The organism is Terriglobus albidus (assembly GCF_025685425.1).
Taxonomy (GTDB): Bacteria; Acidobacteriota; Terriglobia; order Terriglobales; family Acidobacteriaceae; genus Terriglobus; species Terriglobus albidus.
In genome coordinates this window covers 39,566-59,773 of sequence record NZ_JAGTAS010000055.1, presented here as the reverse complement: position 1 = coordinate 59,773, position 20,208 = coordinate 39,566, and the positions used below count along the sequence as shown (strand labels likewise).

9 protein-coding genes are annotated in these 20,208 nt (G+C 57.1%); 7 read left to right on the top strand and 2 right to left on the bottom strand.

Annotated features, from left to right (window positions below):
* Window positions 1-22: 22 nt before the first annotated feature.
* Both OHL21_RS14105 and OHL21_RS14100 read left to right on the top strand, forming a co-directional pair.
* Complete coding sequence (locus OHL21_RS14105; RefSeq protein WP_263417924.1) at window positions 23-3,637, top strand: TonB-dependent receptor; 3,615 nt, start codon at window positions 23-25, stop codon at window positions 3,635-3,637.
* A 277-nt stretch (window positions 3,638-3,914) separates the two neighbouring features.
* Complete coding sequence (locus OHL21_RS14100; RefSeq protein WP_263417923.1) at window positions 3,915-5,618, top strand: capsule assembly Wzi family protein; 1,704 nt, start codon at window positions 3,915-3,917, stop codon at window positions 5,616-5,618.
* A 293-nt stretch (window positions 5,619-5,911) separates the two neighbouring features.
* Here OHL21_RS14100 and OHL21_RS14095 read toward each other — a convergent pair whose 3' ends face one another.
* Window positions 5,912-8,752 carry a PIG-L family deacetylase gene (locus OHL21_RS14095; RefSeq protein ID WP_263417922.1) on the bottom strand — a complete coding sequence of 947 codons (2,841 nt, stop codon included), beginning with the start codon at window positions 8,750-8,752 and terminating at the stop codon, window positions 5,912-5,914.
* Between the two features lie 130 nt (window positions 8,753-8,882).
* Between OHL21_RS14095 and OHL21_RS14090 the strand changes: the two genes are divergently transcribed.
* From OHL21_RS14090 to OHL21_RS14070, 5 genes are all read left to right on the top strand, one after another.
* Window positions 8,883-10,097 carry an ROK family transcriptional regulator gene (locus OHL21_RS14090; RefSeq protein ID WP_263417921.1) on the top strand — a complete coding sequence of 405 codons (1,215 nt, stop codon included), beginning with the start codon at window positions 8,883-8,885 and terminating at the stop codon, window positions 10,095-10,097.
* Window positions 10,098-10,203: 106 nt separating this feature from the next.
* Window positions 10,204-13,092 (top strand): TonB-dependent receptor, encoded by a 2,889-nt coding sequence (locus OHL21_RS14085; RefSeq protein WP_263417920.1) that lies wholly within the window; start codon window positions 10,204-10,206, stop codon window positions 13,090-13,092.
* A 63-nt stretch (window positions 13,093-13,155) separates the two neighbouring features.
* Window positions 13,156-14,637, top strand: coding sequence for an argininosuccinate lyase (gene argH, locus OHL21_RS14080; RefSeq protein WP_263417919.1), 1,482 nt, complete (start codon window positions 13,156-13,158; stop codon window positions 14,635-14,637).
* Entirely contained in the window at window positions 14,630-16,048 is a 1,419-nt protein-coding gene (locus OHL21_RS14075) for an APC family permease (protein WP_263417918.1), read from the top strand. The genes argH and OHL21_RS14075 overlap by 8 nt, the downstream gene beginning before the upstream one ends.
* Window positions 16,049-16,083: 35 nt before the next feature.
* Entirely contained in the window at window positions 16,084-17,421 is a 1,338-nt protein-coding gene (locus OHL21_RS14070; RefSeq protein ID WP_263417917.1) for an MGH1-like glycoside hydrolase domain-containing protein, read from the top strand.
* A gap of 13 nt (window positions 17,422-17,434) precedes the next feature.
* Here the strand turns inward: OHL21_RS14070 and OHL21_RS14065 are convergent, their stop codons facing one another.
* Window positions 17,435-20,185 carry a TonB-dependent receptor gene (locus OHL21_RS14065; RefSeq protein ID WP_263417916.1) on the bottom strand — a complete coding sequence of 917 codons (2,751 nt, stop codon included), beginning with the start codon at window positions 20,183-20,185 and terminating at the stop codon, window positions 17,435-17,437.
* Window positions 20,186-20,208: the final 23 nt, after the last annotated feature.

Sequence of the window (20,208 nt, the reverse complement as noted above, 5' to 3'; positions counted from 1 at the left end):
TTCTGTTTTGAGGGAGTCCATCATGAAAACAAGACAACGGAAAATGACGATGCCGGGCTATCACGGTGTTGCGATCTTCTTCGTGCTTCTGCTGATGTTAGGCAATTTTTCAGGGAAGCTTATGGCGCAGACAACGTCGAGTCTCTCCGGGACGGTGCAGGATGGTACGGGCGCCATCATCCCCGGCGCTCGCGTGGTGCTAACGAATACGTCCACCAACGAGGTTCGAAGGCTGGAGACGAATTCGTCCGGCTACTTCAACTTTGCAGGGATCGTCCCGGGAAACTATACCGTCGACATCACGGCGGAAGGTTTCCGCGGATATCGGCAAGAGAGCGTGGTGCTGAACCCTGGGGATACGCGTTCGCTCCCAAATCTGGTGCTCTCGCCGGGAGCCGCGACCGAAACCGTCACCATCAACAGCAGCGCAGAGGCGATTGCGCCTGAGGACTCCGGTGAACGCTCAGCCTTGTTGGATGCGAAAGATATCGAGCGGATTCCGCTTGCAAGCCGAAACTTCTCAGAGCTGTTGAAGGTATTGCCGGGCGTAACGACAACCTCGACCGGAACAGGGAACGGCACCGGCTTCGATTTCACGGATGCGGGATCATCGGGATCGGCCGTCGGTGTGGGTTTGAATACGAATGGCGCGCCGTATCGCGGAGGAACAGCGTATCTGCTGGACGGCGCCAATATCATTGATCCCGGTTGCGCCTGCTGGTCGATCGCTACTGTGAACCCCGATATGACGCAGGAGGTGAAGGTCCAGAGCTCCAACTTCGGAGCCGATGCGGCGCAGGGACCGGTCGTGATCAATGTCATCAGCAAGTCCGGTGGAGCGGCGTTCCACGGTCAGGCTTACTTGTACACGCGCAACGCGATTCTCAACGCCAATACCTGGCAGAACAAGCACAGCACCTCGCCGACGGCACGCCCGGAAGCGTCCTACTACTATCCAGGTGGCAGCATCGGCGGTCCGATCCTGATTCCCGGCACTGGGTTCAATAAGGACCACAAGCTTCTGTTCTGGGCCGGCTATGAAGCGTTTCGCCAGACACTGCCGGCATCGTCACCCCTTCAGAGCTATGTGCCCTCCACGGCAATGAGGTCAGGAAACTTCAGCCTGACAGACTCCGCCAATGCGGCGCTATGCAAGACAAGCACCGGCAATGACTTCTGCTCTTCTCTGAATGGCGGCTACGCTCCTGATGGAGCTCCACTGAGCGGAACACAGGTTCCATCCTCCTATCTCGATCCTGGCGCATTGGCGCTGCTCAAACTCTTCCCGGCAGCGAATACCGATCCATCGAGCAACTCAGGCGGCTACAACTACTACCTGCAACCGACAAATGTGCATAACGGCTACATCTATCGCGGACGTGTTGACTACAACCTGAGCGACCGTAACAAGTTTTTCGTCAGCTATCAGTACGGCAGTGACTCTGCAACGTCGCCGGCGCATATCTGGTGGACACCTTCGTACTCCGTGGCCTATCCGGGCGGACCGCTGATCAGCCCAACGCATTCCCATGTGCTGAGTGGAAGCTATATCCACGTCTTCAACGGGGCGTCGACCAACGAGCTGCGTGTTGCAGTTGGTTGGCTCGACAATCCATTCACTGGTTCAAATCTGCAGGCGATGTCGAAGAGTGCAGTCGGGTACAACTACAACACCGTGTATAACGGCGCGTCGTCCTTCGTTCCGTCGATCAATTCTCCGGGAGCTCGTACTCTTCCTGACATCTCGCAGCCCGACATCTTCCAGCAGGGCAATACCTATAACTCCATCAAAAAGTCCCCCTCCGTGGCGGACGACTTTACCGTCGTCTACAAGACTCACACTTTCAAGATGGGCGGCTACTGGAGTCAGGCAGGAAACAAGCAGGGTACCTATGGTTCAGCGAATGGAGCCCTCTCTTTCGGCAGCGGTGTGATGGTCGATCAGGTTACCGGAAAGAAGATTGGCACCGCGAACCCGCTGGCGAATTTCCTGATGGGAATCACCAGCGGCTTCTCGCAGAGCAGCACGAATCCGGTGACTGACATGTACTACAACACCGGCGCCGGGTATTTTCTGGATAACTGGAAGGTGATTCCGGGACTTACCCTCAACCTGGGGCTGCGTGTCGAACACATGGGCCGCTGGCAGGATGCTTCAGGAACAGGCATGGCGGTATGGCGTGCCGATAAGTATGCGTCGGAACTCGGTGCAGGGAAGGCCTATCCCGGTGTCTCCTGGCATGCACTGGATTCCAGCTTGCCGAATGGCGGATCGCCGGTACAGATGCTCTTCCTGGAGCCAAGGTTCGGTCTGGCCTACGATCTCCATCGGAACGGCAAGACCGTCTTCCGCGGTGGGTGGGCACAATATCGCTGGAACGATCAGTTCAATGACTACGGCGGCCCGCTGCAGACAGCGCTCGGCGTAAAGACCTACAACTCGACGGGGGGACAGGCGATCACTCTGAAAGAGATCAGTGCGCTCTCGTCTTCCGGCTCTTCGCTGGGATCGTTGCCATCCAGCGTCTACGTCACCGATCCCAATGACGATAAGGTCGGCGTAACCAGCGCATACAACTTCACCGTCTCACAACGGTTGCCGAAGGCGATGCTGCTGGAAGCAGCGTATGTCGGTAATAACACGCAGAACATCCTGATGGGAGGCCAGAGCAGCGGATCGGGCGTCGGCGGATCGAACTTCGTCAACCAGAACAAGATCCCTCTTGGCGGTCTGTTCAAGCCAGATCCGGTGACCGGTGCGGCGGCTCCCGGCGATCCAGAGAATGTTCCCAATCTTGTGAACTACTTTCCCTACTACAAGGGCTATGGAAGCAATGCCATTGCCATGTCTTCCCATCTTGGGTACTCCAATTACAACGCAGCACAGTTCAGCCTGGTTCGGATGACCGGCCGAGCGACATTCAATATCAACTACACTTTCTCAAAGGCGCTGGGCATCGTCAGCAGCACGCTCGATGCGTTCAATGTCCGCAATAACTATGGCGTTTTGAATATTGACCGTCCCCATGTGATCAATACGTCCTATGCCTTCGATCTCGGCCGGTGGGTGCACGGGAATCCCTTGCTTGGCGGCGCGGTGAATGGTTGGACGCTGTCCGGTACGACCACCTGGCAGGCAGGCGGCAATATGCAGGCCAACCTGGGGCAGAACCTGGGAATGACGGTCTATAACAGCGCACTCGGGCACTACATCACCTCGAACACCTACTACGGCACACCATCACAGACGGTGCTTCCGGTGACGACATGCAATCCGAACTCGAACCTGGGAACCTATCAGCACATCAATCTGAACTGCATTACCGCTCCCCAGCTAGGACAGGTAGGATTGCGGCAGCTTCCGTATCTGAGCCTGCCTTCCTACGTCAATTCAGATTTGGGTATCTACAAGAAGTTCCAGATCACGGAGCACCGGGGAGTGGAGTTCCGTGCAACGGCATTCAACTTCCTCAACCATCCACTGCCGGGTTACAGCTCCAGCAGCCTGGTACAGCCCAAGTTGGTGACTACAGATAACAGAACGTTTACTTCGCAGGTCTCCAATGTGGGACGCGGCGTCACCGATGCGAAGTACACGCAGCGCACAATGCTGTTGGCGGTGAAGTACACCTTCTAATTCATCGCCGTTTCACTCTATCTGGCCAGACACCGCCCCGTCTGGCCAGTTTTTTTGTGCGTCGATGGGGCCGGGACGTCCTTCTCGCTGGCTGATCCATTGTTTATCTAGAAAGACGGGGGTGCTGGCGAGAATACGCCTCCAGCGGGAGTCTGGGGATATTAGCGCTGAACGTGTTTCGATTGTAGAAATATATAAGGACGGAGGTTGGATGATCGGAATTCATTCTTGGAGGGGACGCAGGTATCTCTGGTTACCTGTCGTCTCGAGCGTGGCGATGCTTTTCGCTATTTATACGGCGGATGCAATAGCCCAGGCAAAAGAATCTCCGATTCAGCTCCACGATGACGAGAAGGAACTGACACAGCGGGATGCGTACGGCTCAACGAACGTGCCGATGGACAGTTGGGTTTACCCCGCACTCGAGCGGTTGGCGAATGTCGGCCTGATTCCTTCGCAAAGTATCTCGATTCGACCATGGAGCCGCAATGAGTGCCGCCGGCAATTGGCGGAAGCGGAGTCGAATTACGTCTATCTGGCCGCATCACAGGGAGATCCTCTCATTGACGAGGTGGCGCCGTTGATCCATGACCTGAAACGGGAGTTTGATCCTGTTGACGCGGATACACCGGCTGCAGAAGTCGAATCGATCTATGTGCGCGCAGGTACGATCGCTGGGCCGGCCCTCTCCGACGGATTTCACTTCGGCCAGACATGGTGGAACGATTATGGCCGTCCGTTAGGGCGGGGAAACAGCGCGCTTGCTGGTTTCTCTGTTCGCGCCAATCGCGGCCGTTTTTTCTTCTATGACCGGCAGGAGTTGCAATACGGACCCGGCAAGACGGCAATTACTCCTGCACTGTCGAATCTCTTTAATGAGATCGACATGGCCCCGTTTAGCGGGACGCCAGCAAATCCCTATCCCATTACGCCCGCAACCGGAGCCGTAGTGCGTCAGCGGCCGATTGAATTGTATGCCGGCATCTCATTCATGGGGACGCAACTCTCTTTCGGGAAACAGCAGATTTACTGGGGACCCAACAAAAGCGGTCCATTTTCGTTTTCCAGCAATGCGGAGCCGACATACAACCTGCGGTTAGTTTCCACCAGGCCACGGAATGTCCCATTTCTGGGAGGCGCCGTGACTTATCGCTATGACTTTGTCTTTGGAAAACTTTCAGGGCATAAGTTTCCAGCTCGCCCATACTTCAACGGCCAGAAGATCGAGCTCACATTTGGAAGCCATCTTGAGATGAGTGCAACCCGCTGGTCGTTGTTGTGGGGAGTGGGACATCCCATGACGTTAGGTTCTCTCAAGAGAAATATCTTTAGTTCGAATTCGACGGGGGCGAGCTTTAATTATGGCGAGCGTACAGATCCCGGAGATCGCAAGAGCGGATTCGATTTCCGCCTCCATGTCCCAGGACTTGAGCGATATCTGACGGTCTATGCAGATGGGTATGCTGATGATGATTTGAATCCTATGGATAATCCCCGTCGTGCTGCCTGGAATCCTGGGTTTTACCTCTCTCAGTTGCCGTTTCTCCACCAGATGGACCTGCGTTTTGAAGTCCCCAGCACGATGGAGATGGCCCAGGATGAAGGTGGCACCCGTTTCTTTCTCAACAACCAATACCTGGATTCCAATACCAATAAGGGCTTCCTCCTGGGGAACGCCATCGGTCGCAACGCTCGTGGCTACGAGGTTTCCACGACGTACTGGCAATCGGGCCGGACGACATATACGGCGCTCTTCCGCCATGTACAGGGGGGGCGTATGCTCCCCGGAAGTCAATCCATCACGGATATTTCGTTCACTGGAACCTACGCTTTATCAAAAGAGTGGACTGTGACGGCATTTGCCCAGTATGAGCGCTGGCTGATCCCAGTGCTGCAGCCAGGTCCGCAACGGAATGGAAGTGCCTGGGTCACGCTAACCTGGAATCCAAAGACAGAATCACTACTCTCCCGCCACAAATAGCAATCCACAAAAAGGCCCTTATCCACGAAAGGGATAAGGGCCACGATGCGAAGCGTGGGCGAGCTAGAGCATTTTCCCTGTAGATGTAGCGTAGGGATTCCGCATCTAATGGGCGTTTTCCGCAATGAAAACGCCGTCGCACTCCACTTCCGGGATACCTAGCAACAGGGAAAATGCGATTAAAGCATTTTCCCTGTAGGTGTAGCGTAGGGATTCCGCATCTATGGGCGTTTTGCGCAATGAAAACGCCGTCGCACTCCACTTCCGGGATACCTAGCAACCGGGGAAATGCTCTACTTCGTAGCGGTCAAAGAAGCGTTCCACGCCGGGTTGCGGGAGGCGCTGATCAGGTTCATGTAGATGCGGAAGGAGCCGGGGACTCCCTCCGGAATCTGCCGGAAGAAGGCGAATGAGGTGTAGATGTACTGGCCCTTTCCGTATTTGGCGTAAAGCAGACCACCCTTTTGCGCGTCCTGTCCGTCATCGTGCATCTCAGTCAGAGGCGTGAACTTCGGATCCCAGGTGCGTGCGAAGCCATGGCCGCGCTCTTCGACCCAGTTATTGAAGTCTGCGCTGGTGATCTTGTTGGGCCAGTTCAGTAGCGGATCGGCCGAGTCGAGGATGGTTGCTGTAGAGGTTTCGTCCACAACCTTCTCGGCGTCAGCCGGTACAGAGATGGCGTATGGGCCGTAGTTATGGTCATACTCGTTGGTCTGGTACTCCACCACCACGGTGCCGCCGTTCTTGACGTACTCCAGCAGGCGATTGTTGTTGGCTCGCAAGTCAGGGCGGTTGGCGTACGCTCGGATGCCGATGATCACAGCATCGAACTTGTCCAGATTCGCAGAGGCGAGATCACCGGCGGAGAGCTGGGTCACCTGCACACCTGCATCGCTCAGCGAGGCAGGTACATCTTCGCCAGTGCCCATGATGTAGCCAACCTTCAGGTCGGCGGGCGTCTTTAGATCCACGCCCGTCGTACGATAGGTCGCCGGACGGTATGAAGGATAAGGCCGCAGACCAGGCCAGGTGACCGTGGTGAAGCCTTCTTTGTACTCCTTGCCGGCATACTTCGCGACAGTGGTAATGGTGTAGGGCTTAAGTTGTACGTTCCTGGGGGTGACATCGAAGGACAGATTCTTCTCATCGCCATCACGCGCGGTGGAAAAAGATGCGGAGCGTGGCGATGAGGTCCAGCCCTCGGGCAGTTTCAGCGAAACTTCTCCTTCGGCAGGTCCTTTGACGTTGCTGCGCAACGTTACCTTGAGGGTAAGCTTTGCGTTGTTGGAAGGGATTACGCCCGCCTCCGGAGAGACCAGCACCGAAATGGCCGGCGCGATCATCAAGGGCTCAGGAACCGGACCGATGCCATTGATACGATGTGTTGTCTGTACCGTTCCGGTCACGCTTGCCTGCACACCTTGAAAGCTGTACTGCAGGCGCGCGGTCACGGGGTAGGGCATCGTGGGCAGTCCGAGATATGCCGGATTATCCAGGTTGTAGTAGGACTGTTCCAGCGTCGGCCGGCTGAAATAAGGCTTGGTGATAGGCTCGTTGTCTGGAACGACACCCTCCACTGTTAGATCATCTGCCTGCCCGGCATTCATCGACGCAGCGGGTTTGCTTTGCGCAGACCACTTCCAGTCACCGGAGTCACCCAGGACTGAAAGATCGTCGATCGCGACATTCTGTGTTCCCTGGTTGGCAATATGGACATTGATCGAGACCGGTTGCCCGGGGATGGCGAACTGATACGTCGGCGTGTTGCCGCGTAGTTCTCCGAAGGGGCCCATGCGCGGTTTCTCGCCCACCGGATTGACGCTGGCGACCAGCATGACGCCGAGGGACTGAGACAGGGCATCGTTGAACTGATCTTCCTTGATGGAGAGCTCGTGCAGCATGTCATACTTTGCCGCGGCAGGAAGGCTGCTGCGTTTGATCTCGTTCTGGAGAGAACGTGTCTTCTCCAGGCCGCGAGCGAGTGCAGCGGCAGATTGAGATGGATTTGCGGCGCTGTACTGCGCGGTCGCTTCGCCGACGATCTGCTGCAGTTCTTCGAGACCTTTGCGCCAGGGTGCGCGCTCAGTGGCGGGAGCGTAGTCGGCAATGCCGGCGAGCGAGATGTCGATGCCGTCGAAGAAGGTCTTTTCCGTAGCGGGCAACGTATCGCCGTTCACACGCGAGGCATAGAGATGGTAGGGCGAGTTGAACTGCGCGGGCAGCGGAATGCCGACGCCGTCGTTCTGCGACTTCTGGTTGGCCAGGCCCTCACGAGCGACCGCGAGATAGCTGCGCCCAAAGAGGGCGTTGTACTCCCCTTCCGGGATTTCGAGGGTCTTTGAGGGGACTCCTTCAATCCACGAACCGGTGACGTAATTCTTGAAGCGCACAGGCTCCCACTTGCCGGTAGCGTAGTCGAAGATACCCTGCTTGGTGACGCGGGCGAAGGGAACGCGGGCATAGACCTTCAGGGGAGACCATGGCTTCAGACCGGCAGCGATCTGGTCTGGAAAAATATTTGGGTCCCCTGCGAGCTTGTAGGCCTCTTGCGCCATAACGCCGGCGGTCTGGTGATGTCCGTGTCCGTCGGAGACGTTGCCGGCAAAGACGCTGGTGATGACGAGCGGCCGGCTAATACGCACCTGCCGGACGACATCGTAGAGCACACGGTCATGGCCCCAGTTCTTCAGCGCTTCGTCGAGCGTTTTGGAAAAGCCATAGTCGGCGACGCGAGTCCAGTTCTGGTGTACCCCATAATAGGATCCTGCGGCGAGCAGCTCATGCGTACGCATAATGCCGAGCTGGTCCCAGTAATCGCCGGTCATGACATTCTGGCCGCCTTCACCACGATTGAGCGTCAGCAGCGTAGTATCGGCGCCCTGCCCACGGCTTTCATAAGCCAGCATGCCGCCGTCTTCATCATCGGGATGGGCGACAACCATCATCAGGCTGGCGCGGGTCTTCAGCTTTTGCAGCGATTGCCACAAACCGGAGGCGCCGCGGTCCAGGGGAAGTGGATAGGCCTCCGGAGAGAGATAGCGGGGCTGAGGACCTGCCTGCGCCGTAGCCGCCATTGGAGAGAACGCAAGCCATACGGCCAGGGAGTACGATATGCAGTGCTTCCACGTCGTCATGTGTGAGCCATTCCTCGGCGAACGAACACAGGAGGCCGCGCCCGCCGATGAGTGATGTTGGATTGTCCTTGTAGATATCACCCTACTTGCTACTTTGTAAAGTTTGTTTATAATCTGCCTACACCTGACTATGTCCTCTACGCTAGCCAATTCGCGTGAGCCGCGTATCTCTCGTCCGGCAAATCTGCGCCGTGCGAACAATCGGGCCCTTCTTCAACTGGTGCGGGAAAACTCCCCCTGCTCGCGTGCGGATCTCGTACGAATGTCAGGGCTATCTGCTCCGACCGTCACTGCCGCGATTGCAGATCTGGAAGCGTTGGAGCTGATCGAGTATCTGGGAGAGGGAATCTCTTCCGGTGGGCGCCCGGCGGAGTTGCTGCGCTTCCGTCCGGAACATGCCTATGTCGCCGGCGCCGATATTGGAGGAACACGCTTGCGCATGATGCTCGCCGACCTGGATGGCAGGCCGGTGGCGCAGTGGGCATGCAAGCTGGGTACAAGGGAGAAGGATCCGGTCTCGATCTGCCATCTGCTTCGTGGCGGGCTGACGCAGATGTGTGCAGACGCAAAGGTCTCTGTCAAAAAGGTGCAGCATCTAACGGTGGGTGCGCCTGGCGTGACCGATGTAGCGCGCGGCGTGGTTCTGTCCGCCCCGAACCTGACCGGATGGGACGAGGTTCAGTTGCGTGCGCTGCTGGAAGACCAGCTTGGGTTTGAGGTGATTGCAGAGAATGACACGAATCTCGCTGCGGTGGGGGAGCACTGGCACGGCGCAGCCGAGAACGTTGATGATTTTGTGTTTATCGCCATGGGGACTGGTGTCGGCGCGGGTATTTTTCTTGGAGGGCAAATCCATCATGGTTCCGCGTGGAGCGCCGGCGAAATCGGTTATCTCGGTGTTCCTGGAATGCCGCGCGAACCTCTGGAGATGCACCGTACTGGCCAACTGGAGCGCGTGATCGGTGGCGCCGGTATTGAAGCCCAATGGCGAGAGGAACTGGACCGTGCAACCCGCGATAACGCCGAGCTTCGTGCCTTGCGTGCTTCGCAAATCTTTGATCGAGTGGCCTCCGGCGATGTACAGGCGAAGGCCGTCCTGAAGAACACGGCGCGCATTCTGGCTGACGCCATTGCGACCATCACATTGCTCTTCAACCCATCGCTGGTAGTCATGGGCGGGGGCATTGGATCGCACCTGGCGTTATGTGAAGCCGTGGGTGGTGTTCTCGCGGAGAGCGACTTCCCGCATCCGCGGGTTCGATGTAGCGTGCTTGGGCCCGAGGCCCAGCTCTATGGTTCCGTGGCCCTGTCGCTTCAGGCTATGGACAGCAAGCTGCTGGGTTGAACGATGGGGTAGCAGTAACGGAGGTCGCGCTGGAGTAGTCGCGGCAGGCCATCCGGGGACGTGATTCAAATTTCAAGGTCAGTTGCTGAATGGGGAGGTCAAAACTATGAGAACTCATCGTGTTCGATCAGTTCTACTAGCGTTTGCCATGCTTGGGCCTGTTGCTCTCACAGGACCCGCGGCATATGGACAATCGCAATCCATCAATGGAACGATCCGCGGCCGTGTCGCGGATCCGAGCGGTGCAGCTGTCGCGGGGGCGGCAGTCACCGTAACGAATGCTTCCGTAGGATTTACGCGCACCGTTACTACTGGCAACGATGGCTATTATGTGCTGGTCAATTTGCCACTGGGTGAATACACCGTCAATATCACATCAACGGGGTTCTCCCCTCTGAAAGTATCGGGCGTGAACCTGAATGCCGGTACGGAAGCCGTCATTGACGGCGATCTGAAGGTCGGCACGGCCGATACAGCCATTACTGTCGAGGCTTCCATTGCTTCGATCGATCCGACCAATCTGAATGTGCAGCGTACTCTCACCCAGACCGAGATTGAGAATGTTCCGCTGACCTCGCGCAATCCGTATAACTTCATCGTCTTCCAGCCTGGCGTATCAGGTCATCCGAATCCGGAGCTTGGTATTCCTCGTACGCTGAACACCAATGGCTTGATGGACCGTATCAACTACCAGATGGACGGCATGGTGAACACCGAGGCGGATCGTACTGGTCTTCGCCTCTTCCCCATCGGCAATATCTTCGTGAAGGAAGTGCAGACGGTATCGAACTCCTTCGCGCCCGAGTATGGATGGACGACTGGCGACGTCTACAACGTCATCTCAAACTCCGGAACAAACGACTTTCACGGGACCTATCAATTTATCAAACGTTGGGTGGATGCTACGGCCTATCCGCTGCTGCAGAACAAGGTAACGAGCCCGACGAAGCCGAATCTGATTCTTGAGGACCACTCCTTTAACGTCGGCGGGCCAGTCAAGAAAGATAAGCTCTTCTTCTTTGGATCGTACGAGCATGTCCTGCGGGGCAGCCCTGCCCCGGTTACCATCACGGCTGCAAATGCCGCGGCGATTGGTCTGGCGGCATCAGAGCTTGTACCCGCTCCTGGTCTGTTGCATGGCACCTTTACAGATGTTCGTGCGGATTACAACATCGACGCGAAGAACTCCATCTTCCTGCGCTACAACTATTTCCGGAACTCGTTTCCGTTCAATACGCAGGTCGGCGGTATTAACGCGACCAGCGCCAACGTGGACTTCAAAGACCGTGCGCATGTCTTCGGGCTTCAGTGGATCTCCACGATCTCGAACAGCCTGGTGAATGAGTTCCGCTTCTCGGTGCCGTTCCGTTCCAATACCCATTTCGCAGGACCCAGCACAGGGAAAGGACCGGCGATCGTGATCACTAACGTCGCCGCCTTCAATGGAACCAGCAGCGGCGGAGATCAGTACAACGACAAACAGCCCTCCGGCTCTGAGAACATCAGTTATGTTCGTGGACCGCATACGATCAAGGCCGGCTTTGTGCTCTCGCAGTTGCAGAACCGCCAGCGTTTGGTCTCGTTTAACCGCTACACTTTCGCTACCGTCCAGGCCTACCTGAATGCAAAGAATGGCACCGATCCCTACGGCTACGCTAACTATGCCTCCCAGACGGATGTGAATGGTATCGGCTATACCTCGCTCTTCTATGGCGGATACGCGCAGGACACGTGGCAGCTTTCGCCTCGCCTGACGGCGGTATATGGCATTCGTTACGATCGCTTCTCTTCACCCCAGGCGAATGCCAATGCACTCTATCCGAATTCGCGTAAGTTCAATGTCCCCAGCACCAACTTCGCCCCGCGCCTGGGCTTCAGCTATCGTGCAACCGACACGACGACGGTGAAGGTTTCCGCCGGAATCTTTTACCAACAGACCCCAACTAACCTGTGGTTCAATGCCTTGAACCTGGACGGCTCGAACCGTACCTCTTCCTTTACCTATATTGGAGGAGCCAGCGGTACTCCGGGACGCCCCGCTTTTCCCACTGTTCCTGCTTCGGGTGCAGGCGCCACGCAGAATGTGACGACCATCAATCCGAATATCAAGAATGAGTACACCTGGAACATCAACGCACAGGTGACCCAGCAGCTCACAAATCACATCTCGGCGACGATTGGCTACATTATGTCGAACGGTCGCAATCTACCGTGGATGCACAATATCAACGTCATCCCAACGGGAGCAACGCTGGCTGATGGCCGCCCGGTCTTCAGCGCGGCGGTAAACTCGTCGACCCGATACGATCCGCGCTTTGATCAGGTAAACCGCGTCGAGTCCGGAGCGAATTCGAGCTTTAATGCGATGTTTACCAACGTGACGATGTCGCCGATGCGCGGTATGCAGTTCAATGCCAGCTATACCTGGTCGCATGTTATTTCCGATGCCCCGGAGGTCAACACCTTTGAGCAGAACCTTGGGGTCTCGAACACGCTGAACCGAAAGTTTGATCGCGGCAATTCCTCGGTAAACCGGCCGAATGCGTTCAATATGTCCGCCGTACTCGAACCACAGTTCAACGTCAGCAACCGTGTGGGCCGTGAGATTGCGAACCACAACATGCTCGCAATTCTCGGCAACATCTCCTCCGGAGATCAGGCGAACATCCTGGCAAGCAACACGACCTTCTACGGCGATGCTGCAACCAGCGGCGTGGCCCGTCCTGCCTTCGTTGGCCGGAATTCGGCTCGCGGACCTTCGATCACCCAGATCGATGCCCGCTACACGCGCACCTTCCCGAAGATCAAGGATCGTTTCGCGCCGACCTTCCTTCTGGAGGCGAACAACATCCTGAATACGAACAACGTAAGCACGCTTGCTATCACGCAGCCGGTTAATACCTCCACCGGTGTTGCGAATGGCGCCACCACAACGACCCGCACCAGCGTTCTGGAACAGCGTATCGTCCAGTGGGGCGCTGCGATTCGTTTCTAACTATCCATCACAAGGGCCGCGGGTACATACTGTCCTGCGGCCCTTCAACTTGCAGAAGGCATCATGGCATTCTCAAAGAGTTCGACATTTCCGGCAGTTATCTATCGTGATCAGGTGCTCTCCCATGTCTTTCAGGACGCAAAGCGCCTGTTTCTGCCGGCCATGCTGGAGATTGACTACGCACACGTGCTGATGCTCGCCGAGCAACAGATCATCTCCAAAGAAACGGCAGCACATTGTTTTCAGGGACTGAAGGCGCTCCCATTGCAGGAGATTGCTGCGGCGAAGTACGACGGGTCCGTAGAGGACCTGTTCTTTTTGGTCGAACGCAAGCTTGCCGAGCTTTGCGGAGAAGAGGATGCGGGCCGTATGCATACAGCCCGCTCCCGCAACGATCTCGATATGACCATGTACCGTATGGTCTTGCGTGGACGCCTGTTGGAGGTAGCAGAGGCCTGTCTCTCTCTACGCTCAGTCCTGCTGCGCCTCGCAGGGGAGTATCGTGCTGCTCTCATCCCGGCCTACACGCACAATCAGCCTGCCCAGCCTACAACCATGGGGCACTATCTGATGGCGATTATCGAGGTGCTGGAACGTGACACGGAACGTCTGCGTGCCGCATATGCCCACGTCAATCAATCGCCGCTGGGCGCGTGTGCAATTACAGGCACAGGATTTCCGATTAACCGCGAGCGCACTGCGGAACTGCTCGGTTTCAAGGGGCTGCAGATCAATACCTACGGCGCGATCGCAGCAGTGGATTACATCACTGAGCCATGTTCGGTGCTTGCTACGCTGATGGTCAGCCTTGGCCGGTTTACCCAGGAGATGCTGCTCTGGTCAACCGCCGAGTTCGGCTTCCTGCGGCTTTCGGAAGGATATGTGCAGGTCTCCAGCATCATGCCGCAGAAGCGCAATCCCGTTCCGCTGGAACATACTCGTATTCTGGCTTCGCGTGCCATGAGCGAGTCTCAGGCGGTGCTGAACTCACTGCACAACACCCCCTTCGCCGATATGAACGACAGTGAAGATTCATTGCAGCCGCTCGTAGATCTTGCCTTTGCCGACGGCCTTCGCGCGTTGCGGCTGATGGCGGGCGTGCTGGAGGAGACCTCGTTTGATCTTGAACGGCTCTCCGCCCGCGCACATGGCGATTTCCTCGCGGTGACCGAATTGGCGGATACGTTGGCCCGCGAGGCCGGTCTCTCCTTCCACGATGCGCATGCTATCGTTTCGACAGCAGTCAAAGCGTCGATGGGAAGGTACCAGCCAGAAGCGATGGTCGATTTTGTGGAGAGCGCCCTTCGAGAAAAACAGGCGAAGCCGATGGCGCGTGCGACGCTACTGCGCGCTCTCGATCCGGAGAACTTCGTCTCCGTTCGGACGACAACGGGAGGGCCTGCTCTGTCGGCCTTGAATCCGCAGCTCGATCGCGCAACTTCGCAGCTTCACGCAGATTCAGCATGGCACCGGAACGAGGTCGATCACCTGGCCGCCTCTTCGCAACGGTTGCACGCGGCGGTGAATGCCTTTGGCCGTGGCTGAGAAGAACCCGCAGCTCGTACGCGGTCTTTCCACCGCAGCGGCTACCAGCGCCAACATCATCGATATGGTGGGCGTGGGCCCGTTCATCACGCTTCCGCTGATCGTGACCGCGATGGGTGGCCCCCAGGCCATGCTTGGGTGGATTCTGGGAGCCGTCCTCTCTCTCTGCGATGGATGTGTCTGGAGCGAGCTTGGCACTGCCTATCCTGAGGCCGGTGGCTCCTATGCCTATCTGAAACATATCTATGGGAAGAATGGCGCGGGCAAAGTCTTTGCTTTCCTGTATGCCTGGCAGCTTCTTCTTTCCGCGCCACTCTCGATTGCTTCAGGATGTATCGGTTTTGCGCAGTATGTTTCTTGGTTTGTGCCATCCGCTTCAAAGCCGATCGTCAGCAGTCACCTCTTCCATGCGCCGATCATCTTCAGTGGCCAGACTCTGATCGCGATGAGCGCTTGCGCCATTGCATTGGTGGCGTTGTATCGGCCGGTCGCACATGTAGGCCGCATTGCTCGTGTGACCGGCATCGTTGTCGTCGCAACGCTGGTCGCTGTCATCCTGGTCGGCTTTACGCACTTCTCTCCGCGCCTGGCTTTCTCGTTTCCTGCCGGAGCTTTCCACCTGGATGCAGCCTTCTTCTATGGCCTCGGCGCCGGCCTTCTGGTCTCGGCCTATGACTACTGGGGCTATTACAACGCCTGTTTCCTGGGAGCGGAGGTTGAGAAGCCAGAGAAGACCATCCCTCGGGCCGTGCTGGGGTCTATCGTTATCGTTGGAACGCTCTATGTGCTGATGAATATCTCGGTGCTGGGCGTGCTGCCCTGGCAGTCAATGATGGCTCTGACGCACGATGCTGCAGCCCGGCAGTACACGATGGCAGCCTTTGTGCAAATGGCGTTTGCCTCTCATCCTTGGGCGCACGCGGCAGCATCGGTTGTGGTGGTGCTGATCGCGACGGCTTCGCTGGCCTCGGTCTTCGGACTGCTGCTGGGATACTCACGCATCCCCTTTGCCGCCGCCCAGGATGGCAACTTCCCTGGGGTCTTCGGTCGGGTGCACCCGCGTTTCCACATCCCAGCGATTTCGCTCTTTACCCTGGGAGGCATTGCGATGCTGCTGTGCCTGCTGCGGCTGCAGGAAGTGATCGCCTCGCTGGTCATCATCCGCATCGTCTTCCAGTTCCTGATGCAGGGAATTGCTGTTATGACGCCAAAGCATCGGGCAGAACGGCAAAAGCAAGGCCGCTTCCGGATGCCGCTGTATCCATTGCCCGCCTTGGTCGCTCTCGGCGGATTCATCTTCATTCTCTTCTCACGGCAAAACTTCGCGGCAGAGCTCAAGCTTGCCGGTATTGTTGCCGTTAGCGGACTGATGGTCTACTTCGTTCGCTCGCGTATCGCGACCCGCGTCTGAACCGGAAGGTAGAATGCGGTCATCCGGAGATGACCATGAACCTTCGCCCAGATCGTCGCAGCTTCCTCGCGGGCCTTGCCGCTCACAGTCTTCTGTTCTCTGAAGTTGCCACAGCATACGCACAGCCGGCGTCCCGCGCTGCTGGTGACAAAGAGCTTCTGCTTGGCTACTTTGCGAAGAATGCACGTGCGTTGCTGCGTGAACCTGCTGGGTTGTTGAAGTATCCGAGCATCTCTCCCAGCCTGCCCAAGGCTGCGTATTCCTCGGAGCTATGGGATTGGGACACACTTTGGACAGCACGCGGCCTGTTCGCGATGGCGAAGCAAACCTCGGATACCTCATTGCGGCAGGCAATCATCGCCCATGCCCAGGGAAGCATCGCGAACTTCTTCGACCATCAATCGAGCGAAGGCCGCATTCCCATGCTGATCAAGCTGAACGATCCCGATCCATTGCACTGTCTGAGCGGCAGCCGGCCTCACAAGGAGAACCAGGCCAAGCCCGTCCTTGCACAACTGGCATTGCTGGCCGCCGACGAAAGTGGTGATACTGCGTGGTTCGCTCCGTATCTGGATAGGCTGCAGCGCTTCTACGATTCCTGGACGGCGGACAATACGAGCAAGGTAGGCCTGCTGGTCTGGGGCGACGATGTTGCTATCGGCAATGACAACGATCCAACGACCTTCGGCCGGCCGTTCTTCTCTTCCGCGAATCTGTTGTTGAACTGCCTGTATTACCAGGACCTGAAAGCAGCGGCCGAACTGGCGCGCAGGCTGGGGAAGGAAGATGCCGCCTCGCGATTTGCGTCGAGTGCGAAACAGCTTGGTGAGGCAGTGCAGCGGCAGTGCTGGGATCCGCGCGACAAATTCTTCTATACCGTCGATGTCCAGTGCCAGGACCGCCGCGCTGAGCTGATTCCCAATATCAGGCGCGGGATGGATATGTCGTGGAACGCGATTCCAATCCGCATCCAGACCTTTACTGGTTTTCTGCCTCTCTGGTGTGAACTCGCAACCAGGGAACAGGCTGAAGATCTCCGGCAACACTTTCTAAATCCAACAACCTTCGGCGGCAAGTATGGCGTGCGCACCTTATCCCGTGCGGAGAGCATGTATTCGCTGGCTGCCAGCAGTAACCCGAGCAACTGGCTCGGTCCAGTCTGGATCATCGCAAACTACTTCGCATGGAGTGGCCTGCAACGATATGGATTCACACATGAGGCGCAGACGCTTGCGGCGGCAACAACGCAACTGCTGGCGCAGGACCTGCGTGTCAACGGATCGCTGAATGAATACTACGATCCGGATACAGGTAAGGCGCTGAGCCACAAAGGTTTTATGGACTGGAACCTGCTGGTGCTTGAAATGCAGTAGAGCAACAGTACAGTTATGACTTCGGCGCCTTCTTCTGGAGGGTAACGCGAAGACCACCGAAGATGTTGATAGGAGCACCAGGCGCCAGGAAGGTTGAGTGGCGGGTTGGGTATTGTGTCTCGCCTTCATAACTGATGGAGGCAAACGGGCGGCCTATGAACGCTCCATTGTTGTCGAACGGAGTTCCACCAAGCTGTGCCGCCGTAGCGTAGCGCATGTCGAAGAGATTGTTGATTTGGGCAAACAACTCAAATTTCGGCGAGAAGGCGTATCTCGCTCCAATGTTAGCGATGCCGTATGCATCCGTATGGCCGGAGCCGAGATAGTAGGTCCCGTCAGGGCGATGGAGGTTGTTCTCATTCCCGCGAGCATAGGAGCCCGAAGTGGCGACCACATTGAAGTTCACCGTCAGCTTGCGGGTGGGCTGGTGGTCTGCGTTGAATTTCAGAATGTGTGATGGCGTCTGCGGTAGCGTGTTGCCGGCCCGGATATCTTGTTCGCCTTCAATGCCGCGAGCTCCATCAACAGCCGCCTGGTTCGAGCTGTTCGCACTGCCGTCGACTACCTGCGGGCCGCCATAAGTCGCCTGCAGGAAGGTGTAGTTTGCTGAGAGCGTAAACGGATGGAACTGGTAGATGATCCCGGTCTCTGCTCCCTGGCGGATGGTGCGTCCGAAGTTGGTGAAGTAGCCAAAACCTGTGGTAGTCGACGAGACGAAGAGCAGATCGTCGTAATTGGTCCCTCTGAAGAAACCGGCATTCCACTGCAGACGGTTTTCGTTCTTGCCTCGAATACCCACTTCGAAGGTGCGGCTAACGACCTGCTTCAACGGCGGATCGCTGACCATTGCGTTGGGAAGGCGGCACGGGAAGTTCGGATCTGCGCAGCCTAATTCGGTTGAGGTCGGCGCGCGATTGCCTTCGCTGTAGTTGAAGTACAGCGTCGCCAACGGAGAGACGCGATACGTCAGACCGGCGGATGGATTGAAGCGTTGGAAAGTATATTTTCCGGTCAATGTTCCGCGACCGGCGGAAGGCGGCAGCCGGTCCAGGTTGTCCACCGTTGCGTGGTTGTAGCGTCCTGAAACGGTAACGGTGAACTTCGACAGCAGGACCGTATCCGTAGCGTAGAAACTGGGAACGTTGACCGTGCCGTGCAGATTGGCCCGGGTATCGACCGGCAGGCCGTCGGAGTAGGTCGAGCCATCGGTATAGCTGGGAATAGTGGTGAAGCTTATCCCGTCCGTATTCAGGTACGCGAACTGAGAGATCTGCGTGTAGCTGATGTCGCTGCGATCCCAGGAGACACCGGCGGCTAGGCGGTTGCGTGTCGTGCGATATGACAGCAGGCCGGAGAGGCCATAGGCATTCTGTTTGTTCTGCGTATACGTCTCAATGCCGGTGCACTTCTCTGATGGTTCGTCCCTCAGCAATCCCTGCGCAATACAGCGCCAGTAGGGGAAGGGCTGCTGCGGAGCGTTGCTGGTTCCGGTGGGGAAGTCGGTATAGCCGTTGGCGGTAAGGATGTTCTTCTCGGCGGTGCTCAGCGTGTAGAGTGCCTGATCGAAAGAATCATCATTCAAGTCCCCATTGAAGGTGTTGGCGCGAATATAGCGATAGTAGGCATTCGCCGAGAGTGTCAGCTCATTATTCACCTCGTGCGTCACATTGAAAGTGAGCGATGGCGCATGATTTCTGGTCTGGTCGGGAATGGTGTAGACGCTGCTGTAGTCTTTGTTCAGATTCCGGAAGTCCTGTGTGCCGTTTCCGCTGAGGTTGTTGATGGCATAGACGCCGGAGAGCGACATCGTCGTCCTGCCGAACATCCATCCAGCTTTGGCGAACGACTGCTTCACGTCAGACGGAGAGAACTTCCGCCAACCGTCTTCGTGATACAGATTGCCGGCGACGTACCAGTTGAAGCCGCGTGAGGTAAAGCCTCCCCATTCACCTTCGAGAGCGCGGCGGCCGAAGCTGCCGCCCATGGACTTTACTGTCAGGCCGGCGTTGGAGATGCCGTCCTTGGTGCGCATCGCAAGCGCTCCACCCAGAGAGTTAAGGCCATACAACGGATTCGCGCCTGGAATCAGCTCGATGTCCTGAACTGCGACCTGAGGAATGAGATCCCAGGAGACCACATCGCCGAAGGGCTGATTCTGCCGCACTCCATCCAGATAAATCGAAAGTCCCTGCGGCGTGCCCAGGAGTGGGGAAGCCGCATAACCGCGGTAGTTCACATCCATCTGATACGGGTTGCCCTGGTTCTCGCTGATGTAGATGCCGCTTACTCGCTTGTTAAGTCCATCGCCGATGTTCAGCGAGTTGACGTCAGAGAGCTGTTGCGCCGAAAGGTTCTGCACAGGCACGGGAACGGTCGAGGTGTCCGTATCGGCCTGACCGATCGGTGTCTCTGAGAAGACCGTAACTGAGGTGGAGAGGGAGGACAGTGTCAGCGTGACAACGCGTTCCACCATCTCTGAAGAGCGCACGTCGATTGCGACTGTTTGTGTTGCGAATCCATTGCGGTAGAGCTGAAGTTTGTAGCTGCCGAAGGTAAGCCCCGTGAACATATGCTCGCCATTTCGGGCGGTCTGGAACTGCCGCACGGACCCAGGACCGCTCAAGGTGCCGGTCACCGCCAGGCCTGAGCCTGACGTATCTTTCACCACCAGGTGGAGTTGTCCGGAGTCACGAGACTGTGCCGCCGCGAAGACATGGAGAAGAACAAGCAATAAACCGCAAACAAGACCGGGGAGACGACGCATGACACCTTGGGCCGGGCGGGTGA